We start from the raw sequence: 26138 nt of genomic DNA, 5'->3' as shown, positions 1-26138 counted from the left end.
AGGAGGGATAAAAGGTGGAAAATATTTCCTACAAGGTCGCCCTTGGACAGCGCCGTATTTTCAGTAGGGAAGGGGCAAAAAAGCTGGTGCCATGTATCACTGCCGTGGTCATTGCGTGGGTCATCAGTGTGCTTTTGACGCTCAGGGCACAGGATGCTGCTGCCGCACAGGCTGCAACGCAGCTCTGGGTGCTGCCCTGCCTCAGCATCGCGGCCATGGTGATCTCCGTCTCCGTCGGGGGAGAAGCAATGATCATCCTCTTCGTAACATTTGTTGCGAATGTAGGCATCAGCGTCCAGCTGCTTTTGGATGCAAGTGCAGCCCAGAGCTTGGAGGCGGCGTACCTTACGGGCTTTGTACTCGCTGTTATTGGTGCATGTGCGGTGAGGTTCATTTCACGCTGCAAAGCGCCCACCGTTGAAGCAATTTCCATTGTGGGGTCGCTGGTCTTGTTTATGGGGGCAATGTTCAGTCCCGCTGTCAATGGCTCTCATATCGCAGTAAAGGTTATGGGGCGCTCGGCTCTGGTCGGTCAACCGATGCTGATGATTGCTCTCGTGGGTATTGCAGCGGCCGTCACAGACATGGAAAGCGGCTCCCCTCAGCGAGTGCTCCATGCAGGTATTCTTTTGTTGACCAATGGGTTCTTCTTTGTGTTAATGAACGAGCTGGGCTCCTTGCTGATCCTTCTCATCACCGTCTCTCTTGTGCTCATCGCAAGCGATGGAGTAAAGCCGATCGATTTGATCCCGGTGGGGTGCCTCTTCGCCAGCCTCAGCTTTTTGGGCTGGAAAGCCCTAAGCATTCTGGGAACGAAGCTCCCTCATTCGCTCTTTGGGAAAATCTGGAATAAAATCAACGCGCGGTTTGCCTATGTTAACGTACTCTCGAAAATGGACAGCCTTTCGCAAGAAGAAACGTTAGGGGCAGCGTATCAGCCAATTCAGGGGCAAAAGGCGATCTTGACCTCGAAGTGGCTGGGACACAGTCCGTATGACATCAGTATCCCAGCGAAAAGCTCGGACTACGTTACATGTTGGATCGCGAACAGATTAGGGCTGGCGGCTGTTTTGGCCGTGGTCGTGCTCGTGTACATTATTTTCATTTATGGCTTGATTTTCAGCAGCAGAAGCCATGGAATGGTGAGTGTGATGGGCGTTGCCTGCGCAAGCGCACTCGCAGCAGGCGGAGCGTTGAACCTTTTGGGCGCGACGAACATCTTCCCGGCAGTCGGCGTATCCTTCCCGCTTCTGAGCGAAGGAACGATGAATATTATCGTGAATTCGATGATGACGGGAGTAATCGTGCTTTCGACCATAAAAGAAAGAGAGGAGAATTGAAGATGCTGAACCTGCCCCGGAAATATTTTTCTCGACGCGCGTTCCTCGGTGCTGCAGCTGCAGTAGGTCTGGCCGCAACGACCGGCAAGTTTTTCCAGCAGGCGGGAGCTGTCCCCTCTGCTGAAAAAGAAAACATCGAAAACTGGCGGACTAAATTTACCAAGGAAGCGCAGCGCAGCCAGACCATCGAGGGCGCCATCGTAGACCGGAACGGTGAGCCCCTGACCGAGCCCGGCGACCCCGGCACCCCGGCCAAGGTACTGGATATCAGCTACGGGTCGCTCATCGGCCTGCGCACCGCAGGCGGCGAGCTGACAGGCTTGCGCAAGACCTATCAGGAGGAGTTGGTGTACAGTACCCTTCCCGGTAAAGGTGCAGGACGCACACTGCATTTGACCATTGACAGCGAATTGCAGAAGGTTGCTTACAGCCTGATTTCTGGCACTCGCGGTACCTGCGCGGTGATGAACGCGCGTACAGGCTCTATGCTGGCCTGTGCCACAAGTCGTGGTACGCTTGAGTTTGACGTAAACCATTACGCAGAGTTGTATGACGTTTATAAGCGTGAGCCAAACTTTTTTGCAGACCCGCTTATCACACCTATGGCACCCGGCAGTGTGATGAAATTGATCACGGCGTCTGCCATGTTGAAAAACGGCGTAGATATGACGTATTACGATGATGGGCCTTACCATGGAATCAGCAATTTCAATAAGAAAAGCTATGGAAAACTTGATTTAAACCGCGCGGTAGTTCATTCGTCCAACACATACTTCGCGCACGGCGCAGAAATGGTCGGTACATCAAACTTTTTGAAAGAAGCCGGACAGTGGGGCTTCGCGGACGCGGTTCCTGCTCCCACGGTGATCCCTTCTTACGAAGGGACGGCTCTGAAGTCCTCTCTCGGTCTCCAAGCAGATAGCAGCGAAGCAAACCTCCGCCAGATCGGCTTCGGCCAGGGCAGCGCCCTTGTGACGCCCATACAGGTCTTGCTTTGGTACGGTGCACTGGCTCTGAATAATGATGAAGCTGTTGGCGCTCCGCATATTGTCGATTACATCGAAGATCCCAATACTGTGGAGGATGCGAAATATATTGAGACAAGACCTGCCCTGCCTGCCATGTTTGCCGGATACGGCAAAACTCAAGAGACCCTGCGCGCGGCTTTTGCAGGCGCGGCCGAAGCTTATAAGCTGAAAAACGACAAATTAAAGGCAATTTATGGAAAAACCGGCACGGCGACCCAGCCCGACGGAAAAAACACGACACTGCTTGCGTTTTCCTTCATCACACAGCGTAAGGAAGCCTATGTAGCCATTATCACCCGGAGCGGTACCGACAAAACATCGGCCATTTTGAAGGAGCCAGCACGGGCACTGTTGAAACACACCTTGGAGGTGATTGAATGAAACTGAAGGTCAGCTGGGCTTCCAGCAGAAACCGGCGCAAAGAGAATCAGGATAATCTCTCCATCGGTGAACAGGCAGCCTTTCCGGAGGGCATCGAGGAGCGCCACATCAGCGGGCAGGTCCTGATGGATATCCGTGAGAATAATGAGGTGCTTTTTGCCACAGCAGACGGCCTTGGGGGGTGCACCAACGGAAAATATGCCGCAGCCCGCTGTCTGGAAGTGCTGAGAGAGAGCTTTTACAGCTTTTATAATACCGCCACTGAAACCGAAGCAGAGGAACAGACGGCTCTCTGTGAACCGCTGCATACCTGTACAACGGGCGAGTCCCCGCTGCCAGTGCTGCGGCCGGTGAGCCAGCTGTTGCCGCTGCGCGCAGCCTCCCTTGAGTATGAAGAAGAAGCAGAACCTGCGCCGTCCCGGCTGATGGCGGCAGCCATGGAGGCGCGGGATGCGCTGGCAGAAACCTACCGCTATGTTGACGGGGGGTGTACGCTGTGTGCAGTCTCGGTGTGCGCAAACGGAGAGGTGGAATGGGTTTCGGCTGGCGATAGTGGCATCTGGTTGCTACACAGCGGCAAATTTACTCTCATCAATCATCCGTTGGATAACCGCTATTATTTCCATAAAGCGCTTGGACTACCCGCGGATCCAAGAGAGAAAAACATTCTGTTGAATTATATGGGGGCGACTGACACAGAGCTTCACGCAGGACACTTCCGCCTCCAACACGGAGACACTCTCGTACTTTGCACAGATGGCGTGGATCTGAATCCGCTCAGCCGCTTTTTGTTAAAGCTAAAGGGCAGCGCTGACCAGCTGTGCGCCATCAGCAATGCCAGCGACAATGCCACCGCAGTGCTTATCAGGTTCGTATAAAAAGGAGTTTTTCTATGGCTGAGAGAAAATACTATACCGCCCCCGATGTGGCAGAACGAGCCATTCGAGGTTGTTGGCCGGAGCTCAACTTCAGGCTTGGAGAGCAGATCGGACACGGCGGCATGTCCGATGTATACAAACTGGCAGCCGGCGGCAGGGTCGAAGCGCTCAAGGTCACTAATAGCGCCGCCCGTGCGGACACGCCGGAGCTGTTTGAAGACCTTTGCTGGCGGGGCGCCAATGAGCTGGAATACGCCCGCCGCATGTCTGAAGCGGGCTGCGGCGTGAAGGTTTATGACACGGCAGAATTTGCTCTTTCGGATTCGGATCGCAATCGCAGGCTGTTCCTCATCCGAATGGAATACCTTCAGTCGTTGCCGAAATACCTCGAACAACTTCAGGAGGCTGAACGCACTGCGACCGTGCTTGCTGCACTGGAGTCCGTCGCAAAAGCCATCCAGAAAATGGAAAAAGAAAAGACGCTGCACCGGGATATCAAGCCGGAAAACATTCTTGTAAAAAACTGCGGTGCATCGCCGGAGTTTTTTCTGACAGATTTCGGGCTGGCCCGGCCGAATTATCTGGAAAGCAAAATGGATAATTTTTCCATCAGCGGGACAGGCTGCTACCGCGCCCCTGAGCTGCTGGAAGGCCGCGAAATTGTTGGCAACAAAAGCGACATATACAGCCTTGGGGTCAGCTTGTACAAGCTGCTGGTGCATAAAGGCAAGAAGCGGCTGCAATTCGACCCGCTTATCTTTGCTCGTCAGGTCGATCAGTACAAGGACGTACCGGACGACATTCTGGAGGTCATCCTTGCTTTGACAAAGAACGACCCGCAGGAACGGCTCTCTCCCCAAAAGGTTGCCACGGCGCTGCACAGAGCGCTGTTGGTACATGACAAGGAACGATATGCCGCAGCGCTTAAAACCGCACTGTATGCTCTCCGCGGGCGTTGTGCCAATGCAAACGAACTGGTCAACAGTCTGCCGCGCGGCGCAGCAGCCACCTTGCTGGCAGCAGCAGCAGCCCTGCAGCACAAGGACGCCAAAACCGCGCAGCAGCTTCTCGCAGGAAGCGATCATCCCGCCTGTTGGTTCTACCTAGCTGGAGTTATTCCCGAGCAGGCGCAGAGCCTTCTCGAACGCGCTGCGCGGGCAGGCTACGCGCCAGCGCGTGCAGCCCTGCTGGGGCTGCCAAGGAACCCCCAAAAGCAGCTGGCAGCCCTGCGCGCCGCCTTGCAGCAACTGTAAAAGGAGATAGGAAATGTCAGGTCCTGCTTTGCCCTGGTCGAAGGGCGGTTATTACTACGCGTACCTCTCCTCTTCCCACGAACAGGAATGCTATTCGTTGATCTACGGGAAGTTGATCGAAGATGAATTCGACGTGGTTCTGCCCTGCAAACTTTCTTCCGAGGAGATCACGCGCATCATCAACGCCCTCAAATATGACAAGCCAGAGCTTTTCTGGGTGGACTTCCGCCACACCCATGTTGGATCCACCGCACTGCGGTTTGAAGCGTTTTACAGCGGAGCAACGCTTGAGCGCTGCAAAAAAACAACATTGAACCGTATGGAAAGCATTCTGACCCGAAGCAAGCAGGCTGCCGGCACGACGGACCGTGAACGGGTCTGCTGGCTGCACGATGTGATCGCCGCTGAGACCACTTATGGCTCCAGCAGCGCCAGCCCCTCTCACGATATTCGCGGCGCTGCCGGCGGCACCAGCGTATGTGAGGGCATCGCCCTGTGGTACTCCGCGCTGGCTACTCGATTAGGTATACCCAACCGGGTGGTGCTGGCTGACTGCCGCAATGCAGGACGGCTGAACCATGCGTTTAATCAGGTCTGGCTGCCGGACGAAGGTTGGAGAACACTGTATATCGACGTTACCGCCGACCTGCGGCATGACATCCTTACACCACCTTCGCGGCTGCATATCGCACCTCCCGATGCTGCTATTTGGCAAGAGCAGGGGTATGCTCCGCTGCCGTCAAGCCAGATCCCGCGTGTACTCTCGTTTTAACGGTCGATGGAAACGCTGCCGGAACTTGACCCGGAGGAACAAAGCGATCTGCGGGAGCTTTGCTGCATCCCATCCACCCCGCCGCCTGCGCCATAAAGCAAGGGACTGTTGCGCAAAAACGCCGCAACAGTCCCTTCGCGCTTTATGCGGCGTTTTTTGGTGCTGGCAGCACAACTATGGTATCATAAAGCCGAAAGCTGCACATCCAGTCAAGGAGGAGGAAAATGAGCAAAAAGGAAAAGCGCGTAACGCTCATCCGTTTTGACCCGCGGCGGATACGCAGGCTGCGGCCGCTGGCAAGGCTGGTCAGTGGGCTGCTGCCGTGGTGCGGTCCGCTCTCGCTGCTGGCAGGCTGCACCGCCATGGCGCTGGCGAGGCTGTCGCTGCGGCAGCTGCTCTTAGAGCTCTGTATGACAGAACTGCTGGTGGCGCTGGCACTGGCGCTGCCTGGGATCGCTTTGCATGAGATCGGCCACATGGTTGCAGCCATAGCCGATGGGTGTGCCGTGGACGAAGTTGGGATCTACGTCTGCGGCTGGCGGGTGACCAGTGCCTATGTAAGCATGGACAAGCATCGTAACGACCGCTCAGGGGTGCAACAGGCGTTGGCGGGAGTACGCGCAGAGAGCCTTTACGCGGGCGTACTGCTGCTTTTGGGCACAGTATGGAACCGCCCTGTTTTCGTTGCAACGAGCGTATGCCACATTTTCTCCATCACGGAACAACTGCTTCCGCTCGCGCAGCATGACGGCGAAGCGGCACTGTCGGCACGGCTCGGGGTGGAAAGTATTGCCGCTCTGGCAAAGATCACCTTTGCACAGCCTGTCCGCTGGCGGCAGCTGCTGCACCGGGGTGCAGACGGGCGGCGAGCGCTGGTGCTGCTGGCGCTGGTGCACTGGGCAGGCTTCCTTGCGATACTGTTCGTCGTGTTGTTTGCCGTATTTCAGGTTCTGGCACTGTTTCTGTGTTGAGCGCGGCCTGATATCATTACTCCCGCTTTTCAGCGTCATCGCATTTTTGTACGGTTTCTTTTCGCTGTATCTGTTATATTTTTTCAAGCAGTTTTAATTGTCAACCGCAAGTTTTGCAAAAATATTTTCGAAATTCTGTTAATTTTACGCAGATAGCGTTCCACAACACGAGCGACGACCTGCCGTAGCAAAAGAAAGCTGCCGCACTGCTTTTTGTGCGGCAGCTTCTGCTTTTTCTCTGCTGCGCCTCTGCGTGCGCCGACAGTTCCGTTCCGCCTTATTCTGCCCCCGCAAAAGGCCGTTTTTGCCCGCCGTATTTGTGGCCGCAGTGCTGCCCGGCTTTCCCGGGAATGGCTGCCTGTTTTGCCGAAAGGTCGTACTATACCCGAGGAAAAAGCATCAGAACACCGCTCCGGGCATTTATTCTACTGTTTCCTCCCGTTTTTACAATGTTTTTTATAAAAAAGTCTTTACAAATGAATTTTAAAAACTTATTATATGATTATAAGTTCAACTTCTTTACGCAAACATTTTCGTTCCGATTCGTATGGGGCAGCGAGGTCTGCGCTTTCCGCGCCGCTTCTGCCTTGCGATAGATCATTGGAGCCCGCCGGTGCAGCCCCGCTGCATCAGATCAAATACAGAAGGAAGGTTATGTATTATGCCTGAAAAGAAAGTTTCTGCTTCTGCAGCTGAAGCTCCGGCTGCCGAGGGCAAGACCCGCAAATCCACCAAGGCTCCCGCCCGCCGTGGCCGTCCGCCGCTGGCACCCGAGCTGTATGTAGAGATGGGCGGTGAGCAGTACAACATCACCGACATCATCGACCGCGCCAAGGCAGACTACCGCACCACCCACAAGGTCGGTGTGCAGTCCTGCAAGGTATACGTCAAGCCCGAAGAGGGCGCAGCTTACTACGTCATCAACAAATTCTCCGGTAAGCTGGAACTGTAATTTTTAAAGGACACAGGCAGCACCGCACTGCTGCCGCGCCCGCCATTCCCGCAATAAGGCTCCATCAAAAAAAGACACCGCACAGCTGTGCGGTGTCTTTTTTTATAGGCAGCAGTCGCTCAGAACCCCAGCATCCGCCAAAGGGACTTACGCTCTTCGGCCGGATCCGGGTCCGGGATCTCGAACACATAGCGCTCGGTGGCGTTGATCACGGTGGTGTTGCCGCGGGTGCATACCCGGGGCAGCTTTGCATCGTAATTCAGGTGTATATGCCCGTGGATGAACCATTTAGGCTGGTACACGTCCAAAATCTCGTTGAAGCACTCAAAGCCCCTGTGGGCACAGTCGTCCCCATCGTTCAGTCCCTTGGCCGGGGCGTGGGTCAACAGCAGGTCGATGCCGCCTTTTTTGTGCGCCTGATGCTCCAGCTTGTGCACACGGCGGCGCATGGCCTTCTCGGTGTACTGGTAGGTATCCTCTTTATTATAGCGCTGACAGCCCCCCAGCCCCATGATGCGCAGACCCTTCCATGTGTACACCTGATCGTCCACGCAGATGCAGCCGCCGGGTTCACCCTGAGTCTGGTAGCTGCCGTCGTGGTTGCCGTGCACATACAGGATGGGTGCAGCGGTAAAGTTTGTGAGATATTCCAGATACTTTTTGGGCAGATCCCCGCAGGAGAGGATCAGGTCGATGCCTTCCAGCCGGGCACGGGTGTCATAGTCCCACAGCGCCTTGGACGGGACATCTGAGATGGCAAGAATTTTCACGTTCGTATGCTCCATTCTTTTCCGATCAGGCCGGCTCATTTCTCCAGACCCTTCACGTTGTCCAATCCGTTGATGGCCAGCACGGTACGGGTCTTGACGTCCAGTTCATCGTAATGGGGCAGCTTGCCGTGCACACAGGCATCCAGCCAATCCATCTCCATCAGCTCTTTGGGGCTGTAAACTTTATTCTCCGGAGAGCGCAGGTTGTCCTCGTTGTCATACAGCTTTTCCGGGAAGATGTGCACATTATCCGAGCCCTGCAGCGTTTCCAGCAGATCCAGCAGCTGCCGCGTACCGCTGGGCAGCGCTTCCTGATACTCCAGATCCTCTGCGCCGCTGCGCAGACCCCACCAGTAGTTCACTGCGCGGGTGGTGGCTGCATTGTCCCAGCTGCCGTCAAAAATGGAGCGCACGATCTGCACATAGAAGGTATCCCACCGCCAGATCGGCAGCCCCAGCGGTTGCAGGCTGCCGTCCGGCAGCTTGCGGCACAGGCCGTAGTCCCGGTGGGTGTTGGCAGGCTCCCGGCTGTCCCGGGCGTAGACCATGTCGATCTCCGGGCAGTCGGCAAAATCCAGCGGATGGGCGGCATCTGGCTGGCAGGCCCAGCGCAGCCAGATACGGCCTGCCGGGCGCACACTCTTCAGCCCCTGCGCAAAGGCGTTGATCGCAGCGGGCACGCCGTACACGGGGTTTGCCGCCACATAGCCGATGTGCCCGGTCTTGGTCATGATACCGGCCAGCATACCCAGCAGATAGGTCACCTCATAGGTGCGGGGGTAGTAGGTGCGCACCAGCGGGTGCGGCGCGTTCAGCGAGCAGTTCAGGATGCGGGTCTTGGGGTGCTGCGCCGCCACTTTCAGGCAGGCGTTGTACATCCGCACGCTGGTGGCGAACACCACGTCCGCATTGTTGTGGGCTACTTCCTCCAGCACCTGCTCCGCGTCCACCTCCGGGTTCACATCCTCGTAGCAGCTGATATACACCTTGTCCGGGAAAACCTTGGCCAGCGCATCGCGCCCTTCGTCATGCGCGCGCACCCACGCGCTGATCTTGGCGTTGTACTCGTGGATAAATGCCACCCGCAGCTCACTGGGCTGTTTGCTGGGGCTGAAGATATTCAGCTTGGACAAAAGCGGCTCTGCGGGGCTCTTGGGCGGTTCCAGCGAAAGCTCCACACCGTGGGGCTCGGTGAGCACCTTCACCTCGTTCCACAGCTTTTCCAGGTTCTGCCGCACCTGCGCCGGGGTGGCGTCGTAGGTATCGGAGTAGCGGTACACCGACAGGTACACCAGCAGCGCATCACCGGTGGTCAGCCCCATGGAAGTGCCACCCAAGGCTTCGAACTGCTGGTGGAACATGGTGTAGAAGGCGGCAAAGTTCAGCCGGTCATCCTCCGACCACGTCTCGCCGCTGGCCTTGCACACCAGCGTCTGCAGCTTGCTGTAGCCGCCCAGCTTGGAAAAATGCACATAGTTCACTTTGGACAGCTTATAGAAATCCAGAAACTCATAGTAGATCTTATTTTCCAGATCCTCGGTGCGGGCAGGAATGAGCCGGGTGACCGTGCCCGGGATCTTGACGGCACCATAATACTTGAGCACCGAGACCCGCTTGTTGCCCTCCTGCACATAGAACTGGTTCATGTACTCAAAGGCGATGATGGGGGTATGGATGCCCTCTTCCAGATGCGCGTCGCACAGGTTCGACCACTTGGCGGCAAACTCGGTGTCCGGCTCCAGCAGAGGCATAAAATCATACGAAAAGGCGGTGTGCCGTCCGCTGGTCTTGGTGCCCACAAGGCTGTCTGACGGGATCTCCACCAGACCCAGCGGCTCCTGTGCCACGATATCCACGCCCTTGAGCACATCGTCCAGAACAGCCAGATAGGGCGACTGGCCGCGGGCTATGCGGGCACGATAGGCGCGCTGCCCTGCGCGCAGTGCACTTTTATAATCTTCCAGCATAAGAACTCCTTCTTTATCATAACCGCAGTGCCGCAGTCCCCCTGCCGCACCGGAACACCCCCAGTATACCACAAAAACAGAAATAAGGCAGTATTTTGGGGCTAAAACTGTTGATTTTCCCGGTAGATTCAGGTACGATAAGAATGCTATTCAAAACCGACAGGAGTTTACGATCATGCAAACCGTTTCTCTGCCCGTGCTTACGGCGGGCGAATACGCCGGTGGCGTCTGGTATTACGAGCCCCACACCTACCAAAACTACCGTTATGTCCTTGGCCGCGTGGGTAAGCACCCGCTGGTGTGCATCGGCATCAACCCCAGCACCGCCCAGCCCGGCGCACTGGACCCCACCTTAAAAAGCGTGGAGCGTCTGGCTGCCGCCAACGGCTTTGACAGCTGGATCATGTTCAATGTCTACCCCCAGCGCGCCACCGACCCCAACGATATGGATAAAGTACCCGACCGCGCCCTGTGCGATGAAAACCTGCGCTGGCTGCGGGCGGTGCTGGCCCAGACCGAGCCTACCATGTGGGCGGCATGGGGCACCCTGATCGAAAAGCGGGACTACCTGCCCGGCCTGATGCGGGAGATGGTGGCCCTGACGCGGGAGCGGGAGATCCCGTGGGTCACCTTTGGCAAGCGCAGCAAAAAGGGACACCCGCACCACCCGCTGTACCTGCGCAAGGATTCCACCCCGGAGCCCTTTGATGTGGAAAACTATCTGGACACCTGTTTCTGATGTCCGCCCGACAGGAGGGGACCTGCTTTGACCGCAGAACAGTATAAGCCCATCTATCACTGGTTCAGCGCCCACCCGGCTGTAAAGCGGCTGGTCGTTTTTCTGGACCGGTGGCTGCCGCTGGTACCCTTTGTGTGCTACCCGGTGCTGCTGTGCCTGCTGAACGTCCGGCTCTCGCGGCTGTTCCTCACCCAGAAGCAGGCCGCGCTGGACTTCATGGTGCTCATCGCCCGCTCCGTCTTTGTGCCGGGGCTGGTGTTCTGGGGCGGCACGCTGCTGCGCACCCGGCTGCACTTCCCCCGCCCCTACGAGCAGCCCGGCTTCACCCCGCTGGTGGCAAAGGAGAGCCGTGGGCACTCCATGCCCTCCCGTCACGCGCTGAGCGCCGCCGTGCTGGCGGCGGTGTGGCTGTATTTCTACCCCGCTGCGGGCTGCGTGATGGTGGGCATCGCCCTGCTCATCTGCTGTCTGCGGGTGCTCACCGGGGTGCACCATGTGCGGGACGTGGTATGCGGCTTTGCACTGGGCTTTGCGCTGGGCTGTGCCGGAATGTGGCTGCTGTAAGGCCGTTTTGTGCACGCCGGAGCGTCTGTTTTTGCCCGCAGCACAAAAAAGTTGAAACTTTTTTCAGATTTTCCTTGACAGAATGCGATGGGTATGGTATTATTTTTCTCGCAGCCTGTGCCGACACAGAACTGCCGCCATAATGGAACCCATTGGGATAACAACGTGCGCCCGTAGCTCAGGTGGATAGAGCAACTGCCTTCTAAGCAGTGGGCCGGGGGTTCGAGTCCCTTCGGGCGCATCTATGTGGTGCCCATAGCGTAGTCGGTTAACGCGCCAGATTGTGGATCTGGAGACCGTGGGTTCGAGTCCCACTGGGCACCCCACCAAAAAGTCCGCTGTTTTCACAGCGGACTTTTTCTTTTGGCAGGATATTATAAAAGTACGGCACCCCGGCAAAGCAGCTGCTTTGCCGGGGTGCCTTTTCTCTTATTTATTCACCTCCTGTAAAATCTTTGCGATCTGGGCAGGGGTATAGCCCTCCTGCCGCAGGGCGGAGGTGATGGCCACATCGCTCTTGCCCTGACTGCGCAGCAGCGCTGCCGTGTAGGGCACCCCTGCGCTGACGGTGCTGCGGCTGCCGCCAGAGGCAGAGCCGCTGCTGCCGGTGGCCTTTCCGCTGCCGGAACTGCCGGACTTTTTGCCCGCAGCCGCCGCCTTACCGGCAGCCTGTGCGGCCTTCTGCTGGGCGTTAGCCTGCTTCAGCGCCCACTCGCCCTTGGCGATGTTCAGCTTCTGGGTGGTCACGTTGTTGTTGAAGGCCTGCTGCTTCAGCGCATCCTGATAGGCACGCTCGCTGGCGGTATTGTCGTACTGCTGCTGGGTCAGTGCGTCCTGCCGCTGCTTCTCCTGCATCTGCTGGCTCCACTGGGTGTCGGCGCGCTCGGCCTCGTAGGCGCGGTTGCCGGAGTAGATGTTGTACCCGGTGTTCAGCAGGCTGCCCGCCAGTGTGCCCAGACCGGTGGTGCCACTGATGGCCAGCTGCACCACGTCTCCGATGACCCCCAGCACGGTCATAACATTGTTGAACGCCTGCTGGCGCTGGCTGATCTGCGCCTGTTCCTGCGCGGTGTAGTAGCCGTGCAGGGTGTCCAGCCGGTTCAGATGTTCCTGATACTGGCCGTAGTCCTTGGCGTAGGCGTCGTTGTAGGCCTCGCCCTTCTGCTGCAACTGGGTGTAGTAGTCCTGCAGTTGACTGTCGTACAGGGTCTGGGCGTTCTGCTCCTGTCCATTCAGCTGATCCAGCCGGTTCACCAGCTCCTCGCCGCCGCTCTGGTAGGTATCCAGCGCCAGACTGTACAGGGTGGGGATGGCGCTTGCCAACCCGCCGATCTGCTGCTGATAGGCCTGCTGCGCCGCACTGGTGGCATAGCTGGAACCGTAGCCGCCGGTCAGGGCAGCAGCCTGCGCCGCCGCGTCCGCGCTGGCGTTGTGGGCGTTCTGGGTGTACAGCTGCTCGTACTGGCGGTAGAGCGGGTCACGGGTGTAGCTGTACTGAAAATTCTCCCGTTCCAGCAGCTGCCCCAGCAGGCTGTTGATCTTATCCTGATAGTTGCTCTGGTAGTCTGCGGGGCGGTTCTGCTGCCACTGCTTCAGGGCATCTGCCGCATCCGTCACCTGCTGACCGGGGCGGTAGCTGGCGTTTGCCATGGCCTTTTCCACCTCGGTGCGGCTGTTCAGCCCCTCCGTGCTGTAAGTGGGCTGCGCGGCAGGCTGTGCCTGCGTTTGCACCTCCGGCTGCAGCAGTTCCTCCTTCTTTTTGGATGCCATAAAATTCTCCTTTCATGCTTATAATCCCTGCAGCTTGCTGCGCAGGGTGTCGGACATATTTTCCGTATCCAGATTGGTCAGTACATACTGCAGCTGCTCCTGCATCTGGTACAGATAGCTGCGCAGTGCCCGGGCATCCTCCGGGTCCATGTGATCGCTGAGCTTGGGCAGGCCCAGCTTGCTCAGGCCGTTCATGCTTGCCATGAGGCATCCTCCTCCCATAATTTTCCCTTTGCCGGGGCGATGGTGCGCACAAGTCCCCGCAGGGTAATCTGTCCTTTGCCGCGCAGCCGCAGCCGCAGCGCCCCGCACCGCCGGGGCACAAAGGGCAGGTCATAGCAGCGGCGGCTGCCTTGGGCGGCAAGGGAAGCTACCGTCTCCCACGCGCCGCCGTCATAGCTTACTGCCACTTCTACTGTGCTGGTGCGTTCGGCGTCCAGACGCAGGGTCAGCCGGGAAAGATACCGCTGCTCGGTGCCGTCCAGTCCCACATCGCCGGTGACCAGTTCAAAGGGGATATCCGTTTCCACGCCGTCGGTGGTCTGCCAGTCCGGCTCGCGGGTGGGGTCTGCCGCCCACAGCGCCTGCCCGTCCCACAGATAAAGCTGCCCGCCGGTGCTGGTCATATCGCAGGAGCAGACGTCCTCCTCGCTCCACAGTCCCTTCTCGGTATCATAGACCAGCAGTCGGGCGCTCTCCCGGGAGATGTGCAGGTAGTACCGGCCATCCAGCGCACCACCCACAGCGCTTTGCACGTTGGCAAGCTTTGCAGCGTCCAGCGCGCCGGACACCTTGGTGGGCAGACTGCCGTCCCACGCCATGACGCCGTCCGGCGAGAGATAATACAGCGTCTCGTTCAGCACGCACAGGCTGCGGGCGGCGTTTTTTGCCACACCACGGCAGCGCAGGCTGGAAAGCTGAAAATCCGAGGGCTTGGAGCCATACAGCTTGTGCAGGGTGTTCTCTTTAAAGAACAGCGCATAGCCCATGCAGGAAGCCGCCCCGGTAAAGGCACCATCGCTGCCCACGGTGACGGCGTAGCTGTCTGCGGCAATGCCCCGGTAGCTGAACCAGTTGGTGGGGTCGCCCAGCTTGCAGCCGTAGATGACGTTCTCTTTGCTGTTGCAGCCCCACACCCGGTTGTCGCACTCGGTCACAAAATCCAGTTCCGGCACCCGGCGCTCCATGGATACCGTCTGTGCGGCTTCCACGCTGCGGCGCTGCTTGCCGTCCATGCTCTGCCACTGGGCGGCGGCGGCGTTCTGCACCAGTGTACCGTAGAAATACTCGCCCTGTGGGGTGCAACGCACCCGCAGCCAGTCCTCGCCCACGTCATACACGATCTGATCTCCGTTCAACTCCGGGCTCTGCCCCGCCGCCTCGGCGGCTGCGCCCTGTACGGTCACGGTGTCCCACTGCCGGAACAGCTTGCCCAGCCCTGCCGCCGTGATGCGGCAGTATTCCAGCGGGATAGCCGCCCAGCTGCCGGAGTTTTTGCTGTACATCTCCAGCGTGCTGTCGTACCGCCACGGATGGTCGGCATCCTCTACCTTTAAGAAAAGCTGTCCGTCTGCCGGTTCGGCGGGCTCCTCCCGGCCAAAGGCCTCCACCTGGTAGGTCTTGCCTGCGGCATCGCAGGGGGCAAAGGTCACGCTTTTGCCCGCCGCCGTCCACAGTGCCCCCAGTGCGGCAACGCTGCCGTCTGCCGTATCAAAGGCCAGCTTGTCCGGGAAGATCAAAATTTTTGTACCGATACCCACCAGTGCCTTGCGGCCGTCGGTCACGGCATCCGGCTTTGTCACCACCGGGGCGGCGGCATCGTCCGGGGTATAAATGATATCCCGCCCGCAGACCGTCAGCAGACCGTTCAGGTGGTACATCCCGTTCAGCCCGGTCAGCGCCCGCAGTCTGCGGCGCGGGGTGCGGGTGCTCAGGGCGGGAAAATCCCGGGTAGAAAAGTTCACTCCGGCGCTGTACTCCGCTTCCGAGCAGCCGTAAGTCTCGTTCAGGCCGCCAAAGGCCCGCAGCAGCTGCCGGGTGTTGGCAAGCCGTATTCTGTCTGCCAGTACCATCGCCTCACCCCCTTACCAGCGCCACTGCGCCCGGCTGCGGGGCGGGTAGTTCTGCCGCAGCCAGACCGCCAGTTCTGCGTACAAGGCGTTGTACTGTGCCTGCTCCCCGGCGTAGCGGTCGGTCTCGCCCAAGGCGGCATCCATCTGCGCACACAGCAGGTGCGGGTACAGGGCATCAAAGGGCGGCGGTGCCAGCAGCGTCTGGTCATCCTGTACCGGCTGCTCCCACGGACGGTCTGCGCCCACGGCGTCAAACGCCCCGGCGGTGGCGCGGTCAAACAGCTTTGTGCGCAGCAGGGCGTCTGCCTCCCGCAGCCATTGCAGCCGGGTCTCGGTTTCAATGCGGCAGTTTGGGCGCAGCTGCTCGGCACGCTCCAAAGCCTCTCCTACAGTCATCTCATCACATCCTTTTTTATAAAAAGCCCGGCCGGGGGCATTTCTCCCAGCCGGGCAGCGTTGTTTTTACTGTGCCGCGTTCTCCGCAGCGGCAATGCGGGCAGCGGTCAGTTCGTCCTGACGCTGGCTGTGCTCCAGCACCTCGGCCACAGCAGGCGGCACTTCCACCTCCACGCCCCGGCGGATCTTGTAGTTCACGCCGTTGACACTGACGAACAGATCGCCCTTGTAGCGGCTGTTGTCCTTGAACAGCCGGATGCGCACGTTCTTTTCAGCCATGGGCACCTCCTTAGTTGGCAGCGGCGGTGGCAGAGTAGCTGGACACGCTCTCGATGCGCACCATGTACTGCTCCACCAGACGCTCGGCGGCGCGCATCCCCTTCCAGCCCACAGAGGCGCGCTGGTTCAGCGGGTCGTCGCCGTAGCCCAGCTGCTTGACGATGTGCTCAAGGCCGCCGCCCTCCAGCTCGGTCACGCCGTAGGCGTGGGCGCCCAGCACCAGCGTACCGAACACCGCAAGACCCGTCGGGCAGGTATCGTCCTTCCAGATCTTGGCCTCGCTGGTCTCGATAAAGCGGATGTTGCCCAGCTTGCCGATCTCGCCGCGGAACATGGTGTCGGGGTCGGCGTACTTGTGCACCTCCATGAACTCCTTGCAGGTCTTGAGGTCGTAGGCCGCATAGGGGTGGATGATGGCAACGTAGCTGTCACCGATGGGGTCGGCGTTCATGGCGCCCAGCTGCGCCGCTGCCTGAAAGAAGAGCTTCGGGGTCAGGGTGCAGCTCTTGTCCAGTGCCTTGCGGCTGGTAACGGCGGTCTCGGCACCGTCTGCGCCCTGCTTCGGGGCGTAGATGACGTTGGTACCGCCCGCCAGCACATCGCGGGTGATACTGTCCATGGTGCGGCCGGCCTGACTTGCCAGCACGCGGGTAGCCTGCACCACATTGTTGTCGATGGCGGTCATCTGCAAAACATCGGTCAGCGGAGTCCAGCCGCCGTACTGGTGCAGGTCGCTGGTGATGCTGGTCACGTTCAGAGCCTGACCGTTGGGGGTAACGCCCTCGGTCAGCGGGGTGCTGGCCTTGGGCAGGCTGTCGTACTTGCGGAACTCGATGGTCTTGCCGCCGTTCTGGGGCACAGGGTAGTAATCCGCAAACTGGTCGTGCACAAGGCGCGGCTCTGCCTGATCGATCAGGCGCTTCTCGTAAAAAGTTTTCATCTCCACCGACATGGTGCCGGTGGTGTTGGTCTGCGCGTCCGCAAACAGCTGGATGTTGAAATTCATCATGCTTTTTTCCTTTCTTCTTTTGGCTTACAATTCGATCTGTGCACCGTGCAGCACACGGCGCTCCAGGGCTTCCCGCTGGGCGCGGGTCATGGCGGCTACGTCCGGCCGTACCGAAGCGGCAGCGCCGGGGCGCAGGCCGTTTTCCAGCGGACGCGCGGCGCGCTGCTGCACCCGCTCCACCACCCCCTGCTCCACGGTCTGTGCCGTGGTGCGCAGGGCATCCTCGTAGTGGGCAAGGCGGTAGGCGTCCTGCACCCGCATCCCGGGCAGCTGCATCAGGCGGCGCATCTCCGGGTTCTTCAGCTCTGCCTTCAGGTCAAAACCCGGCTGGCTGCGGCGCATGGCCGCTTCCTCTGCCGCCCAGCGGGCGTGCAGGCTGCGCACCGTGTTTTCCACCGGCAGCGGCAGGGGCGGCAGCACCGGGCGCTCCGGCTGTGCGGGTGCTTCCGGCTGCGGCTCCGGCTCTGCCGGGGTCTGCCGGGGCGCTTCCGGCTGCGGGGCGGTGGCTTCCGGTTTCAGGGTGCCCGCAGCCACCGCCTGTCGGCTCTGCTCCGGGCTCAACGCGGGGGCAGCTTCCCCCTCCGCAAACAGCTGCAGATCCATCATGCTCTGCTGTCCGCTGCGGCTCACATCCGCAAAGCGCAGGTTATCCGGGTAGCGCTCTGCCAGCAGGGTAAAGCCCGCCTTGGCCAGCTCAAACGCACCCTGCACCCACGGCGCTACCGGAGCCTGTGCCGCCACGGCAAGGCGCGGACCCTCCGGCTCATCCCAAGCATCGCTGCGGGCGCTCTCCTCCCCTGCCAGCAGGTACACCAGCGCCTGCATCAGGGTGCTCGCACCGGCGCATACGATGTCCTGCCCGGCGGGCGCGTAGCCCGCGTGACCGGCGGCTTCCAGACGCAGGCTCAAGCCCTTGGGGCCGTCCAGCTCGCTGTAACACACCTTGATCATCTCACTTCACCTCCTTTCCGTTCCAGTTCATGGCGCGGGCAGCCGCCGCTACCGGCAGCTGTGCTGTCAGACCGGCAGCATCCTGCGCCGTTTGGGTGCTGCCGGGCTGCTGCGCAAGAGCCGCAGACAGTCTTGCCATCTGCCCCTGCAGCTGCACCAGCTGCTGCGCCAGTGTGCCGTTCTGCCGCACCCGGGCGCGCACCTTTTCCACCCCTTCAAAGTCCATCATTTCCAGCGCCGCAAGGGCAGCGTCCGCGTTGGCAGGGTCGAAGAAGCCCAGCTTGTAGCACTCCTTGGCGGTCTCGTTCTGGGACAGGCGGCTGAAGGTGCTCTTTTTGGCGGCGCTGACCACGATGTCAAAAACAGGCTCCCGGCTGCCCAGCTCCACCCCGCCCACGGCGGACACAGGCTTTGCGCGCAGCCCCTGCGCCGAGAATGGCACAAACTCGCTCTCGCCGCGCTGCCCGGTAATGCGGAACACCCGCTGCTCATCGTAGAACTGCCGCATCAGCTCAATAATAAGGTAGCACTGCCTTGCAAAGGCGCGGTAGGCACTCTTGAGCATATCCCGGCTCAGCTTGCTGCCCGCCTCCTGCAAGGCGGCGATGGCGCTGGCGGCGGTCACGCCGCCGCTGGTGCCACCCTGCGTCAGGTCGCGGTTGCCGCTGATCTCCTTCAGCTCCTCAATGCGGCTGTTGCGATAGCTCAGGCTGTTGCCCTGCAAGCCCGCCGTCTGCAGCGGACGGAAACTGTCCTCGTTCAGCCGCCCCACAACGTGCACGATGTCCCGGCTCAGATCGGCCAGTTCCTCCTCGTTCACCCCGGCGGTGTCGCTGAGCACATACCGCTGGCGGGAGGCCAGCAGCACGTTCTCGTCCATGGCGTGGTTCATCTTATCAATGGCGTTCTGGCAGTCCTTCATCACGTCGATGTAGCCGAATCCGGCGGGGGAATCCTCCTCAACGAACAGCGGGTCGAACACAAAGGGGTACTTTCCGTGGTCGTACAGGCCGCGCGCCGCCAGCGCCGGGTCGTTCTGGCTGGCATACAGCACCACGCCGTTGCACAGCTTGCAGTAGTGCAGCCGCAATTTGCCATTTTCGTCCGGGCGCTTATAGTACCAGTCCACCACCACGCTCTTGTTGGCGGTGGTCTGGCCGTCCTCGTGGATGTACCGGGGCACATCCACCACACCAGCGGTGTGCCCTGCCAGCTGCGGGTACTGCGCGGTCAGCCGGGCTGTGTCCTCAAGACTGAGGTGGAAGAGATCCGGCGAGTCCTGAATATCCTGCACGCCCGGCTCCCAGTAGAGCATCAGCAGGTTGACGCTGCGCACCGCAATGTCTCCCAGCCCGCCGCGCGCCGCCGGGTCCCAGAAGATGCCGGTAACGCCGGTGCCCTGCTTGAGCTTGCGCCACCAGACGTCGCTGTACACCTGCTCGTAATCCGCCTGTTCCAGCACCACCGGCAGCACGCTGGAAAGCGCCTGCGCCGTGGCCTGATCATCTGCCGCCCGGGGCAGCACCATGGGCTCGGGGTAGTTGTCCATAGCGTCGGCGTGCTTGTTGGCGATGCTGTTGAACAGCCACCCGCTGGAGGGCTGCGCCTTGCCGGGCATCAGCGGGTCGCGGTAGTTTTTCCAGTGTCCCATGCGGAACCACAGCTCGTTGTCGATCAAACGCTTGTCCAGCGCCGCCTTGCCTGCCTTGTAGCGCTGCAGCGTCTGCAAGGCAGCCGCCGCCTCTGCCGCGCCGATGGGCAGGGCTTCTGCTCTTGTATCTTCCATAATCTTTCCTTTCTGTCCTGTTTTTTCAGATGCGGTAGAACCGCGCCTGCCGGTGCAGTTCCAGCGGGTCGTCCGGCCTTGGCGGCGCGGCAGAAGCCTCGGGCGGGCTGATGGGATGCTCCATCAGCACATAGCGGCACTCGTCGTAGATGTGGTCCTCCTGCCGGGTGTCGATATCCTCCACATTGCTCTCGTCGTACACAAGGTTCGGCAGAGTGCGGATGAAATGCTTGCAGCTGCTGAACACCTGCAGCATCGGCCGCCCGTCCGGCGCAAACCGCAGCCGGTAGTGGAACTGCATCTTGCCCGCCAGCCGGGTGTGATCCCCGGGCTGCCAGCGCAGAAAATGCGGGCTGCGCTCCATCATGGCCGCGATGCTCTCGCCCCGGCTCTCGTCAAAGATGGCGGGGTCTGCCACCCCATGGATCACCCTGCCCCGCAGCAGCGGGTCATTCTGCTCTGCCTCCCGGATGCGCTTAGCCTGCTCTACCGGGTCGATGCGCAGTCCCTCGTTGGGGCGTCCGGTGCAGCCGTACAGCTCCTTGATGCGGTACAGCCGCCCCTCCTCGTCCACCGCGTACCACCCCACCGAAAAGGGCTTGGAAAAGCCAAAGTCGTACCCGCGCCAGATGGGCCAGTGCTTGGGGATGGCAAAGGGCGCGATAACGTGGGTCCAGCGCTGGTCCTGATAGTGTGCCGGGTCGTTGCGCCATTCGGTGAACACCTGCCCGGAAAAGCTGTCCCAGCTGCCGTAGAGCAGCGCCTGCTTTTCCGCTTCCGGCAGGCTGGCAAGGCTTGCCAGATACCCGGGGTCATTCGCTAAAAGGGCGGGGTTATCGAACACACTGGACGGGATGAACACCCGCGCCCGCTCCATCTGCTGGTCGGTGCCGTCCGGCAGACGCACCGTGACGGTTTCCACAATGGGTGTGCCGGGCGGGGCGGGGGTGATGAACCGCGCCTTTACCCAGCCGTGGCCGATGCCGCCGGGGTTGGTGGTGGCACGCATATACACCCGGGTGCCCGGCCCGGTGGGACGGTTGCGGCTCATCATGTAGCTGTACTCGTCCCACTCAAAGTGGGTCAGCTCGTCAAAGCCGATAAAATCGTAGGCTTTGCCCTGATAGTTGGTGCGGTCCTTGGTGTACTGCATGGAGCCGAACCAGATCTTTGCCCCGCTGGGAAAGACCCATACATGGGAGGTGGCGTTGTACTGCGCCTCCGGGAACGCCCGGCGGTAGTACATCTGGCTCTTATCCACAAGGTCGGAAAGCTGTGGGTAGGTCTTACGCAGGATCAGCGCCCGGTAATGCGGGATATGCACCTGCCGCAGCGCCTCGATCAGCAGTGCATCGCTCTTGCCGCCGCCCGCCGCGCCGCCGTACAGTGCCTCCGGTTCCGGTCTGCGCATAAATTCCAGCTGCCGGGGCTGCGGCCTCCACACGATGACTGCACGCTCGGTTCTGTTCATGGTTTTTCCTCCTGTTCCACCGGCGGCAGCAGCACCACACCGCACTCTGTCCCTTCCAGTTCTGTGCCCTGATCGTTCAGGGTCTTTACCACGCCCGCCAGATCCTTGAGCACGGCGGTGGCCTCCTTCAGCCCCTTCATCATCCCGGGGTCGGGGGTGTTCTCCCGCCGGGCGGCCTTCTGCCGCTCGTTCAGTTCCTTTACCTCCTGCGCCAGCAGGGTGCTCAGGGTGTCGGCGGCGCGGTTCAGGCTCTTCAGCCCGGCGGCGGGCTTTGTCTGCCCCATGATGTTCTTCCTCCTTTCGTCCGGTGTCCCGGGCTCTGTACATAGGATATCATCCGACCGCCGCACCCGACAGTGTGCACTTTTGCAGGGCCATCAGGTATTTTCGTGCAAGTATTATCCAAAATGTATATTTTGCATTTTTAAGGCGCAACGCAGCTGCGTCAATTTTGTTGTTCCGGGCAGTGCAGCACGCAGAAAACGGCCGCTCGTATTTCGGGCGCTTCCCACAAAAACGTTCGCTGCGCCCTGACCGCCCTGTTACTATAAAGGTACAGTGCTGCCCCACCCGGGGAGTAAACATTTTTCTCGACCCGTGTTGCTTTTCCCGTCCGGTAAGAGTGTATAAAAGGCGTTTTCTTTCCGCTGTGTAGTATCCCTGAAAATATCTTTCAAGAAATGTATCGCCCCTTTTCGCGGTTTTTTAGCAGCCATGCAACATTCCGTCATGTTCAAGCATGTTTTTTTACATACCTTCATCATATTTGTATGTTGGTTGCATCGGCATGAAAAATTGTGATAATTCGCGAAAAGATTTTGTAACCTTTGGTCCGCTTTTGTAGAAACGTAACAAAACATTTGCACTAATCTTGTGAACTTATTCTCTTGCGGAACACCCCCACACAAGGGTATAATACTGTCAGGGATTACGGACGTATGCGACAAATGCGTCTGTGAATATGCTGTGACACACAAATGAAGGAGATTACTATTATGAAAATGATTTCTCGCCGCGACTTCCTGAAGGCTTCCGCTGTTGTGGGCGCTACCGCTGCTATGACCGCTTGCGGCGGCTCTTCCTCCACCAGCACCGCTGCTTCCAGCGTTGCTTCTTCTACCGCTGCTTCTGCCGCTGCTACCAACGGCTCCGCCAACATCGGCGTCTGCATCTATCAGTTTGCTGATAACTTCATGACCCTGTACCGCGCTGATCTGGAAGGCTACCTGAAGGATATGGGCTACTCCGTCACCATCATGGACGGCAAGAACGACCAGAACACCCAGACCGAGCAGATCAACACCTTCCTGCAGCAGGGTGTGGACGTACTGGTCATCAACCCTGTCCAGACCACTTCCGCTCAGACCATCGTTGATACCGTTTCTCCCTCCGGCACTCCCATCGTGTTCATCAACCGTGAGCCCGAGGAGAGCGTTCTGGATTCCTACAAGGGCAAGTGCTGCTACGTTGGCGCTGACGCTCGTCAGTCCGGTACTTATCAGGGCGAGCTGATTCTGGAGACCGAGACTCAGGGCGATATCAACGGTGACGGCAAGATCACCTACATCATGTGCAAGGGCGACCCCGAGAACATCGATGCTCAGTACCGCACCGAGTACTCCATCAAGGCTCTGACCGATGAAGGCAAGGAAGTCGAGTGCCTGTACGAGTACCTGGACAACTGGGATCAGACCACCGCTCAGCAGGACGTTGCAAACGCTCTGTCTCAGTACGGCGAAAAGATCGAAGTCGTCTTCTGCAACAACGACGCAATGGCACTGGGCGCTCTGCAGTCCATCCAGCAGGCTGGCCGCACCGTTGGCAAGGACGTCTACCTGGTCGGCGTCGATGCTCTGGTAGAGGCTGTGCAGAACGTTGTCGATGGCAACATGACCGGTACCGTTCTGAATGACGACGTTGGTCAGGCTACCAAGGCTGCCGAGGCTACCAAGCTGTTCGTCGAGGGCAAGGATGTTGAGAAGTACTACTGGGTCGACTACGTCAAGGTCACCAAGGACAACGCTTCTCAGTACCTGAAGTAAGACCAAAGTTTCCCGGAACCAATGCAAGGTGCGCAGCAGGCCTTAACGGCTTGAATGAAAGCTAAAAAGCGCGTGCGTGCGAGAAAGTTTCTCCGCGCACGCGCCTTATTTTAGCCTACCTGCCGCCTGTCAACAACCAAAAAGGAGGCTTTTGCGGAATGTCAGAATACCGTCTGGTAATGAAAGGCGTGGTCAAGACCTTCCCCGGTGTCAAAGCCCTTGATCATGCACAGCTGGAGCTCCGTCCCGGCAAAGTCATGGCTCTGATGGGCGAAAACGGCGCCGGTAAGTCCACTCTGATGAAATGTATGTTCGGCATTTACAAGATGGACGAGGGCGAGATCGAATACGAGGGGCAGAAGGTAACCATCCCCACCCCGCTGGATGCACTGGACCGCGGCATCGCCATGGTGCATCAGGAGCTGCAGCCCATTCCGGCCCGTACCGTGGCTGAGAATATCTGGCTGGGGCGCTACCCCACCAAGAAATACGGCATCGTCACCGTTGTGGATCATGCCAAAATGTACAAAGATACCGATGAACTGCTGAAGAAACTGAAGCTGGACATCGACCCCCATGCAAAGCTGGGCTCTTTGAGCATCGCCCAGATGCAGATGGTGGAAATTGCCAAGGCCGTTTCCGCCAACTGCAAGGTGCTGATCCTGGACGAGCCCACCTCTTCTCTGACCGCGAACGAGGTCGAGAGCCTGTTCCGCATCATGCGGGAGCTGAAGGAGCAGGGCGTTGCTCTGGTCTACATCAGCCACAAGATGGACGAGATCAAGGTCATCGCAGACGAAGTCACCATCATGCGCGATGGCCAGTACATTGGCAAGTGGGACGTTGCCAACATGACCAAGGAAGAGATCATTGCAAAGATGGTCGGCCGTGAGCTGTCTAACCTCTTCCCCCCGCTGGAGAACGTGCCCTCGGACGAGGTCATGATGAAGGTGGAGGACTTCACCTCCATCCATCCCCGCTCCTTCCGCCATTGCAGCTTTGAGCTGAAAAAGGGCGAAATTCTGGGCGTTGCCGGTCTGGTGGGCGCACAGCGCACCGAGCTGATGGAAGGCATCTTCGGCCTGCGTGCCCATACCTCCGGTAAGGTGTGGATCAAGGGCGAAGAGGTCAACATCAAGCAGCCCCGCGACGCCATTCAGAAGAGCGTTGCTCTGCTGACCGAGGACCGCCGTGCCACCGGCATTCTGGGCGTGCTGAGCGTTGCCGATAACATCTCCATTGCTTCTCTGGACGCCCTGCGCAAGGGTCCCATCATGCTGGACAACAAAAAGATCCTAGATCTGGTGGCTACCAACAAGGAAAAAATGGCCATCAAGGTGCCCAGCCCCAAGACCCAGATCAAGAGCCTTTCCGGCGGCAACCAGCAGAAGGTGCTGATCGCCCGCTGGCTGGCCAACAACCCCGATGTGCTTATTCTGGACGAGCCTACCCGTGGCATCGACGTCGGTGCAAAGTACGAAATTTACTGCATCATCGCTGATCTGGCCAAGCAGGGCAAGAGCATTATCATGATCTCCTCTGAAATGAGCGAGATCATTGGTATGTCCAACCGTGTCATGGTCATGTGCGATGGCCGCATCACCGGCTTTATCAACGGTAAGGATGCCACGCAGGAGAACATCATGGCGCTGGCTACCCAGTTCGAGACCGCACCTGACGCAGCTGCGGCAAATCAGTAATTAAGGAGGCTGTCTATCGTGGAAGCTACCAAAAAATTGAATGGCAAGGCTGTGGGCAAGTGGCTCAGCAACAACGCCATTATCATAATGATGCTGGCCGTCACTCTGATCGTTGGCATCATTCACCCCAACTTCTTCTCCGGCACCAACATGATCAACCTGTTCAAGAATGTGTCCATCCGCTACATCATCGCACTGGGCATTTCCGGCTGCCTGATCACCACCGGTAACGACCTGTCCGCTGGCCGTCTGGCCGGTTTTGCCGCCTGCCTGGCCTGCATCTTTGCGCAGACCGAAGGCGCTTCCGGCAAGTTCTACCCCAATATGCCCACCCTGTCCACCCCCGTGGTGTTCATTCTGGTCATTGCCATCTGCGCCATCGTGGGTCTGTGCAACGGACTGGTGGTCAGCTACCTGAAGGTGCAGCCCTTCATTGCTACCTTGGGTATGCAGCAGGTAGTCTACGGTATCTGCCTTGTGTACACCGGCGGTACCCCCATCGGCTCCCTGAACTCCAACTTCACCGCACTGGCAAAGGACACCTTCCTTGCCATCCCCGTGCTGATCTGGATCGCCCTGATCGTGGCTGCCTGCTTCTGGTTCCTGTACAACAAGACCCGCCACGGCAAGTACATGTACGCCATCGGCGGCAACGAAGCTGCTGCTGAGGTGGCCGGTGTCAACGTGATCGCTACCAAGATCCGCATCTACATCCTGGCCTCCTGCATGTTCGGTCTGGCAGGCTGCCTGCTGGCTGCAAAGTCCGGCGGCGCATCCGTCAACACTGCAATGGGCTATGAGCTGGACGCCATCGCAGCCTGCACCATCGGCGGTGTTTCCACCACCGGCGGCGTCGGCACCGTGCCCGGCGTTCTGGTCGGCGTTCTGGTCTTTGAGTTGATGAAGGTCGCTCTGCAGTTCATGAACGTCAACTCCTCCTACACCTACATTGTTCAGGGTCTTGTCATTATCGTGGCTGTCGCCATTGATATCCGCAAGTATCTGGCTAAGAAGTAATCTCCTCATCATCCCCCTTTGCACCCGCAG

General features: G+C 59.2%; 24 protein-coding genes and 2 tRNA genes. 14 read left to right on the top strand and 12 right to left on the bottom strand.

The features are described 5' to 3' along the window. The first annotated feature begins 14 nt into the window (after nucleotides 1-14). From MTP39_RS03105 to MTP39_RS03075, 7 genes are all read left to right on the top strand, one after another. The gene (locus tag MTP39_RS03105) at nucleotides 15-1340 is read left to right on the top strand and encodes an FtsW/RodA/SpoVE family cell cycle protein (protein WP_249241402.1); all 1326 of its coding nucleotides are present in this window, start codon (nucleotides 15-17) and stop codon (nucleotides 1338-1340) included. A gap of 2 nt (nucleotides 1341-1342) precedes the next feature. Continuing rightward, nucleotides 1343-2749 carry a penicillin-binding transpeptidase domain-containing protein gene (locus MTP39_RS03100; protein WP_249241401.1) on the top strand — a complete coding sequence of 469 codons (1407 nt, stop codon included), beginning with the start codon at nucleotides 1343-1345 and terminating at the stop codon, nucleotides 2747-2749. Continuing rightward, nucleotides 2746-3627, top strand: a complete 882-nt coding sequence (locus tag MTP39_RS03095; protein ID WP_249241400.1) for a PP2C family protein-serine/threonine phosphatase — start codon at nucleotides 2746-2748, stop codon at nucleotides 3625-3627. The genes MTP39_RS03100 and MTP39_RS03095 overlap by 4 nt, the downstream gene beginning before the upstream one ends. Before the next feature lie 14 nt (nucleotides 3628-3641). After that, nucleotides 3642-4880, top strand: coding sequence for a protein kinase domain-containing protein (locus MTP39_RS03090; RefSeq protein WP_249241399.1), 1239 nt, complete (start codon nucleotides 3642-3644; stop codon nucleotides 4878-4880). A gap of 13 nt (nucleotides 4881-4893) precedes the next feature. Beyond that, nucleotides 4894-5652, top strand: coding sequence for a transglutaminase domain-containing protein (locus tag MTP39_RS03085; RefSeq protein WP_249241398.1), 759 nt, complete (start codon nucleotides 4894-4896; stop codon nucleotides 5650-5652). 224 nt (nucleotides 5653-5876) lie between these two features. Beyond that, a complete protein-coding gene (locus MTP39_RS03080; RefSeq protein WP_249241397.1) occupies nucleotides 5877-6623 on the top strand; it encodes a hypothetical protein in 747 nt (248 codons plus the stop codon). 661 nt (nucleotides 6624-7284) lie between these two features. Further along, nucleotides 7285-7575, top strand: coding sequence for a DUF6465 family protein (locus tag MTP39_RS03075; protein ID WP_249241396.1), 291 nt, complete (start codon nucleotides 7285-7287; stop codon nucleotides 7573-7575). 119 nt (nucleotides 7576-7694) lie between these two features. Here MTP39_RS03075 and MTP39_RS03070 read toward each other — a convergent pair whose 3' ends face one another. After that, the gene (locus tag MTP39_RS03070) at nucleotides 7695-8345 is read right to left on the bottom strand and encodes a metallophosphoesterase family protein (RefSeq protein ID WP_249241395.1); all 651 of its coding nucleotides are present in this window, start codon (nucleotides 8343-8345) and stop codon (nucleotides 7695-7697) included. Nucleotides 8346-8380: 35 nt separating this feature from the next. Next, nucleotides 8381-10312, bottom strand: a complete 1932-nt coding sequence (locus tag MTP39_RS03065; RefSeq protein WP_249241394.1) for a BMP family ABC transporter substrate-binding protein — start codon at nucleotides 10310-10312, stop codon at nucleotides 8381-8383. Nucleotides 10313-10487: 175 nt separating this feature from the next. On the opposite strand from MTP39_RS03065, the gene MTP39_RS03060 reads away from it, so the two are divergent. The 4 genes from MTP39_RS03060 (at nucleotide 10488) to MTP39_RS03045 (ending at nucleotide 11941) form a co-directional block, all read left to right on the top strand. Further along, on the top strand, nucleotides 10488-11051 hold the full coding sequence (locus MTP39_RS03060) for a DUF1643 domain-containing protein (protein WP_249241393.1): 564 nt from the start codon (nucleotides 10488-10490) through the stop codon (nucleotides 11049-11051). Between the two features lie 27 nt (nucleotides 11052-11078). Beyond that, nucleotides 11079-11615, top strand: coding sequence for a phosphatase PAP2 family protein (locus MTP39_RS03055; protein WP_249241392.1), 537 nt, complete (start codon nucleotides 11079-11081; stop codon nucleotides 11613-11615). A gap of 167 nt (nucleotides 11616-11782) precedes the next feature. Further along, a tRNA-Arg gene (locus MTP39_RS03050) sits at nucleotides 11783-11856 on the top strand. 8 nt (nucleotides 11857-11864) lie between these two features. Further along, nucleotides 11865-11941, top strand: a tRNA-His gene (locus MTP39_RS03045). A 103-nt stretch (nucleotides 11942-12044) separates the two neighbouring features. Here the strand turns inward: MTP39_RS03045 and MTP39_RS03040 are convergent. From MTP39_RS03040 to MTP39_RS02995, 10 genes are all read right to left on the bottom strand, one after another. Then, nucleotides 12045-13385 (bottom strand): cell envelope biogenesis protein TolA, encoded by a 1341-nt coding sequence (locus MTP39_RS03040; RefSeq protein WP_249241391.1) that lies wholly within the window; start codon nucleotides 13383-13385, stop codon nucleotides 12045-12047. Between the two features lie 18 nt (nucleotides 13386-13403). Continuing rightward, nucleotides 13404-13589, bottom strand: coding sequence for a hypothetical protein (locus tag MTP39_RS03035; protein ID WP_055185609.1), 186 nt, complete (start codon nucleotides 13587-13589; stop codon nucleotides 13404-13406). Then, nucleotides 13577-15457: a hypothetical protein gene (locus MTP39_RS03030; protein ID WP_249241390.1), complete on the bottom strand. Its 1881-nt coding sequence runs from the start codon at nucleotides 15455-15457 to the stop codon at nucleotides 13577-13579. The genes MTP39_RS03035 and MTP39_RS03030 overlap by 13 nt, the downstream gene beginning before the upstream one ends. Nucleotides 15458-15469: 12 nt before the next feature. After that, the gene (locus MTP39_RS03025) at nucleotides 15470-15853 is read right to left on the bottom strand and encodes a hypothetical protein (RefSeq protein WP_249241389.1); all 384 of its coding nucleotides are present in this window, start codon (nucleotides 15851-15853) and stop codon (nucleotides 15470-15472) included. Nucleotides 15854-15919: 66 nt separating this feature from the next. Further along, nucleotides 15920-16132, bottom strand: a complete 213-nt coding sequence (locus MTP39_RS03020; RefSeq protein WP_005927203.1) for a hypothetical protein — start codon at nucleotides 16130-16132, stop codon at nucleotides 15920-15922. A gap of 10 nt (nucleotides 16133-16142) precedes the next feature. Next, nucleotides 16143-17141, bottom strand: a complete 999-nt coding sequence (locus tag MTP39_RS03015; RefSeq protein WP_249241388.1) for a N4-gp56 family major capsid protein — start codon at nucleotides 17139-17141, stop codon at nucleotides 16143-16145. Between the two features lie 24 nt (nucleotides 17142-17165). Continuing rightward, nucleotides 17166-18092 (bottom strand): ribosomal-processing cysteine protease Prp, encoded by a 927-nt coding sequence (locus tag MTP39_RS03010; RefSeq protein ID WP_249241387.1) that lies wholly within the window; start codon nucleotides 18090-18092, stop codon nucleotides 17166-17168. A 1-nt stretch (nucleotide 18093) separates the two neighbouring features. Beyond that, nucleotides 18094-19878: a portal protein gene (locus tag MTP39_RS03005; protein ID WP_249241386.1), complete on the bottom strand. Its 1785-nt coding sequence runs from the start codon at nucleotides 19876-19878 to the stop codon at nucleotides 18094-18096. A gap of 25 nt (nucleotides 19879-19903) precedes the next feature. Then, a complete protein-coding gene (locus MTP39_RS03000; protein WP_249241385.1) occupies nucleotides 19904-21349 on the bottom strand; it encodes a terminase large subunit domain-containing protein in 1446 nt (481 codons plus the stop codon). Continuing rightward, nucleotides 21346-21633: a chemotaxis protein gene (locus tag MTP39_RS02995; RefSeq protein ID WP_249241384.1), complete on the bottom strand. Its 288-nt coding sequence runs from the start codon at nucleotides 21631-21633 to the stop codon at nucleotides 21346-21348. The genes MTP39_RS03000 and MTP39_RS02995 overlap by 4 nt, the downstream gene beginning before the upstream one ends. A 711-nt stretch (nucleotides 21634-22344) precedes the next feature. Between MTP39_RS02995 and MTP39_RS02990 the strand changes: the two genes are divergently transcribed. From MTP39_RS02990 to MTP39_RS02980, 3 genes are all read left to right on the top strand, one after another. After that, entirely contained in the window at nucleotides 22345-23391 is a 1047-nt protein-coding gene (locus MTP39_RS02990; protein ID WP_249241383.1) for a substrate-binding domain-containing protein, read from the top strand. Nucleotides 23392-23549: 158 nt separating this feature from the next. Further along, the gene (locus tag MTP39_RS02985) at nucleotides 23550-25091 is read left to right on the top strand and encodes a sugar ABC transporter ATP-binding protein (protein ID WP_249241382.1); all 1542 of its coding nucleotides are present in this window, start codon (nucleotides 23550-23552) and stop codon (nucleotides 25089-25091) included. An 18-nt stretch (nucleotides 25092-25109) separates the two neighbouring features. Beyond that, nucleotides 25110-26108 (top strand): ABC transporter permease subunit, encoded by a 999-nt coding sequence (locus tag MTP39_RS02980; protein WP_249241381.1) that lies wholly within the window; start codon nucleotides 25110-25112, stop codon nucleotides 26106-26108. Nucleotides 26109-26138 lie beyond the last annotated feature (30 nt).

This window comes from Faecalibacterium sp. I3-3-33, from assembly GCF_023347295.1.
Lineage (GTDB): Bacteria > Bacillota > Clostridia > Oscillospirales > Ruminococcaceae > Faecalibacterium.
The sequence above is the reverse complement of the archived record's forward strand: the minus strand, read 5'-3'. Positions and strand labels throughout refer to the sequence as shown.

What these genes read in the sequence shown, in the direction of transcription:
- MTP39_RS03100 (WP_249241401.1), top strand. Translation starts at nt 1,343, where the DNA reads ATGCTGAACCTGCCCCGGAAATATTTTTCTCGACGCGCGTTCCTCGGT.
- MTP39_RS03095 (WP_249241400.1), top strand. Translation starts at nt 2,746, where the DNA reads ATGAAACTGAAGGTCAGCTGGGCTTCCAGCAGAAACCGGCGCAAAGAG.
- MTP39_RS03090 (WP_249241399.1), top strand. Translation starts at nt 3,642, where the DNA reads ATGGCTGAGAGAAAATACTATACCGCCCCCGATGTGGCAGAACGAGCC.
- MTP39_RS03085 (WP_249241398.1), top strand. Translation starts at nt 4,894, where the DNA reads ATGTCAGGTCCTGCTTTGCCCTGGTCGAAGGGCGGTTATTACTACGCG.
- MTP39_RS03080 (WP_249241397.1), top strand. Translation starts at nt 5,877, where the DNA reads ATGAGCAAAAAGGAAAAGCGCGTAACGCTCATCCGTTTTGACCCGCGG.
- MTP39_RS03075 (WP_249241396.1), top strand. Translation starts at nt 7,285, where the DNA reads ATGCCTGAAAAGAAAGTTTCTGCTTCTGCAGCTGAAGCTCCGGCTGCC.
- MTP39_RS03065 (WP_249241394.1), bottom strand. Translation starts at nt 10,312, where the DNA reads ATGCTGGAAGATTATAAAAGTGCACTGCGCGCAGGGCAGCGCGCCTAT.
- MTP39_RS03060 (WP_249241393.1), top strand. Translation starts at nt 10,488, where the DNA reads ATGCAAACCGTTTCTCTGCCCGTGCTTACGGCGGGCGAATACGCCGGT.
- MTP39_RS03040 (WP_249241391.1), bottom strand. Translation starts at nt 13,385, where the DNA reads ATGGCATCCAAAAAGAAGGAGGAACTGCTGCAGCCGGAGGTGCAAACG.
- MTP39_RS03035 (WP_055185609.1), bottom strand. Translation starts at nt 13,589, where the DNA reads ATGGCAAGCATGAACGGCCTGAGCAAGCTGGGCCTGCCCAAGCTCAGC.
- MTP39_RS03030 (WP_249241390.1), bottom strand. Translation starts at nt 15,457, where the DNA reads ATGGTACTGGCAGACAGAATACGGCTTGCCAACACCCGGCAGCTGCTG.
- MTP39_RS03025 (WP_249241389.1), bottom strand. Translation starts at nt 15,853, where the DNA reads ATGACTGTAGGAGAGGCTTTGGAGCGTGCCGAGCAGCTGCGCCCAAAC.
- MTP39_RS03020 (WP_005927203.1), bottom strand. Translation starts at nt 16,132, where the DNA reads ATGGCTGAAAAGAACGTGCGCATCCGGCTGTTCAAGGACAACAGCCGC.
- MTP39_RS03015 (WP_249241388.1), bottom strand. Translation starts at nt 17,141, where the DNA reads ATGATGAATTTCAACATCCAGCTGTTTGCGGACGCGCAGACCAACACC.
- MTP39_RS03010 (WP_249241387.1), bottom strand. Translation starts at nt 18,092, where the DNA reads ATGATCAAGGTGTGTTACAGCGAGCTGGACGGCCCCAAGGGCTTGAGC.
- MTP39_RS03005 (WP_249241386.1), bottom strand. Translation starts at nt 19,878, where the DNA reads ATGGAAGATACAAGAGCAGAAGCCCTGCCCATCGGCGCGGCAGAGGCG.
- MTP39_RS03000 (WP_249241385.1), bottom strand. Translation starts at nt 21,349, where the DNA reads ATGAACAGAACCGAGCGTGCAGTCATCGTGTGGAGGCCGCAGCCCCGG.
- MTP39_RS02995 (WP_249241384.1), bottom strand. Translation starts at nt 21,633, where the DNA reads ATGGGGCAGACAAAGCCCGCCGCCGGGCTGAAGAGCCTGAACCGCGCC.
- MTP39_RS02990 (WP_249241383.1), top strand. Translation starts at nt 22,345, where the DNA reads ATGAAAATGATTTCTCGCCGCGACTTCCTGAAGGCTTCCGCTGTTGTG.
- MTP39_RS02985 (WP_249241382.1), top strand. Translation starts at nt 23,550, where the DNA reads ATGTCAGAATACCGTCTGGTAATGAAAGGCGTGGTCAAGACCTTCCCC.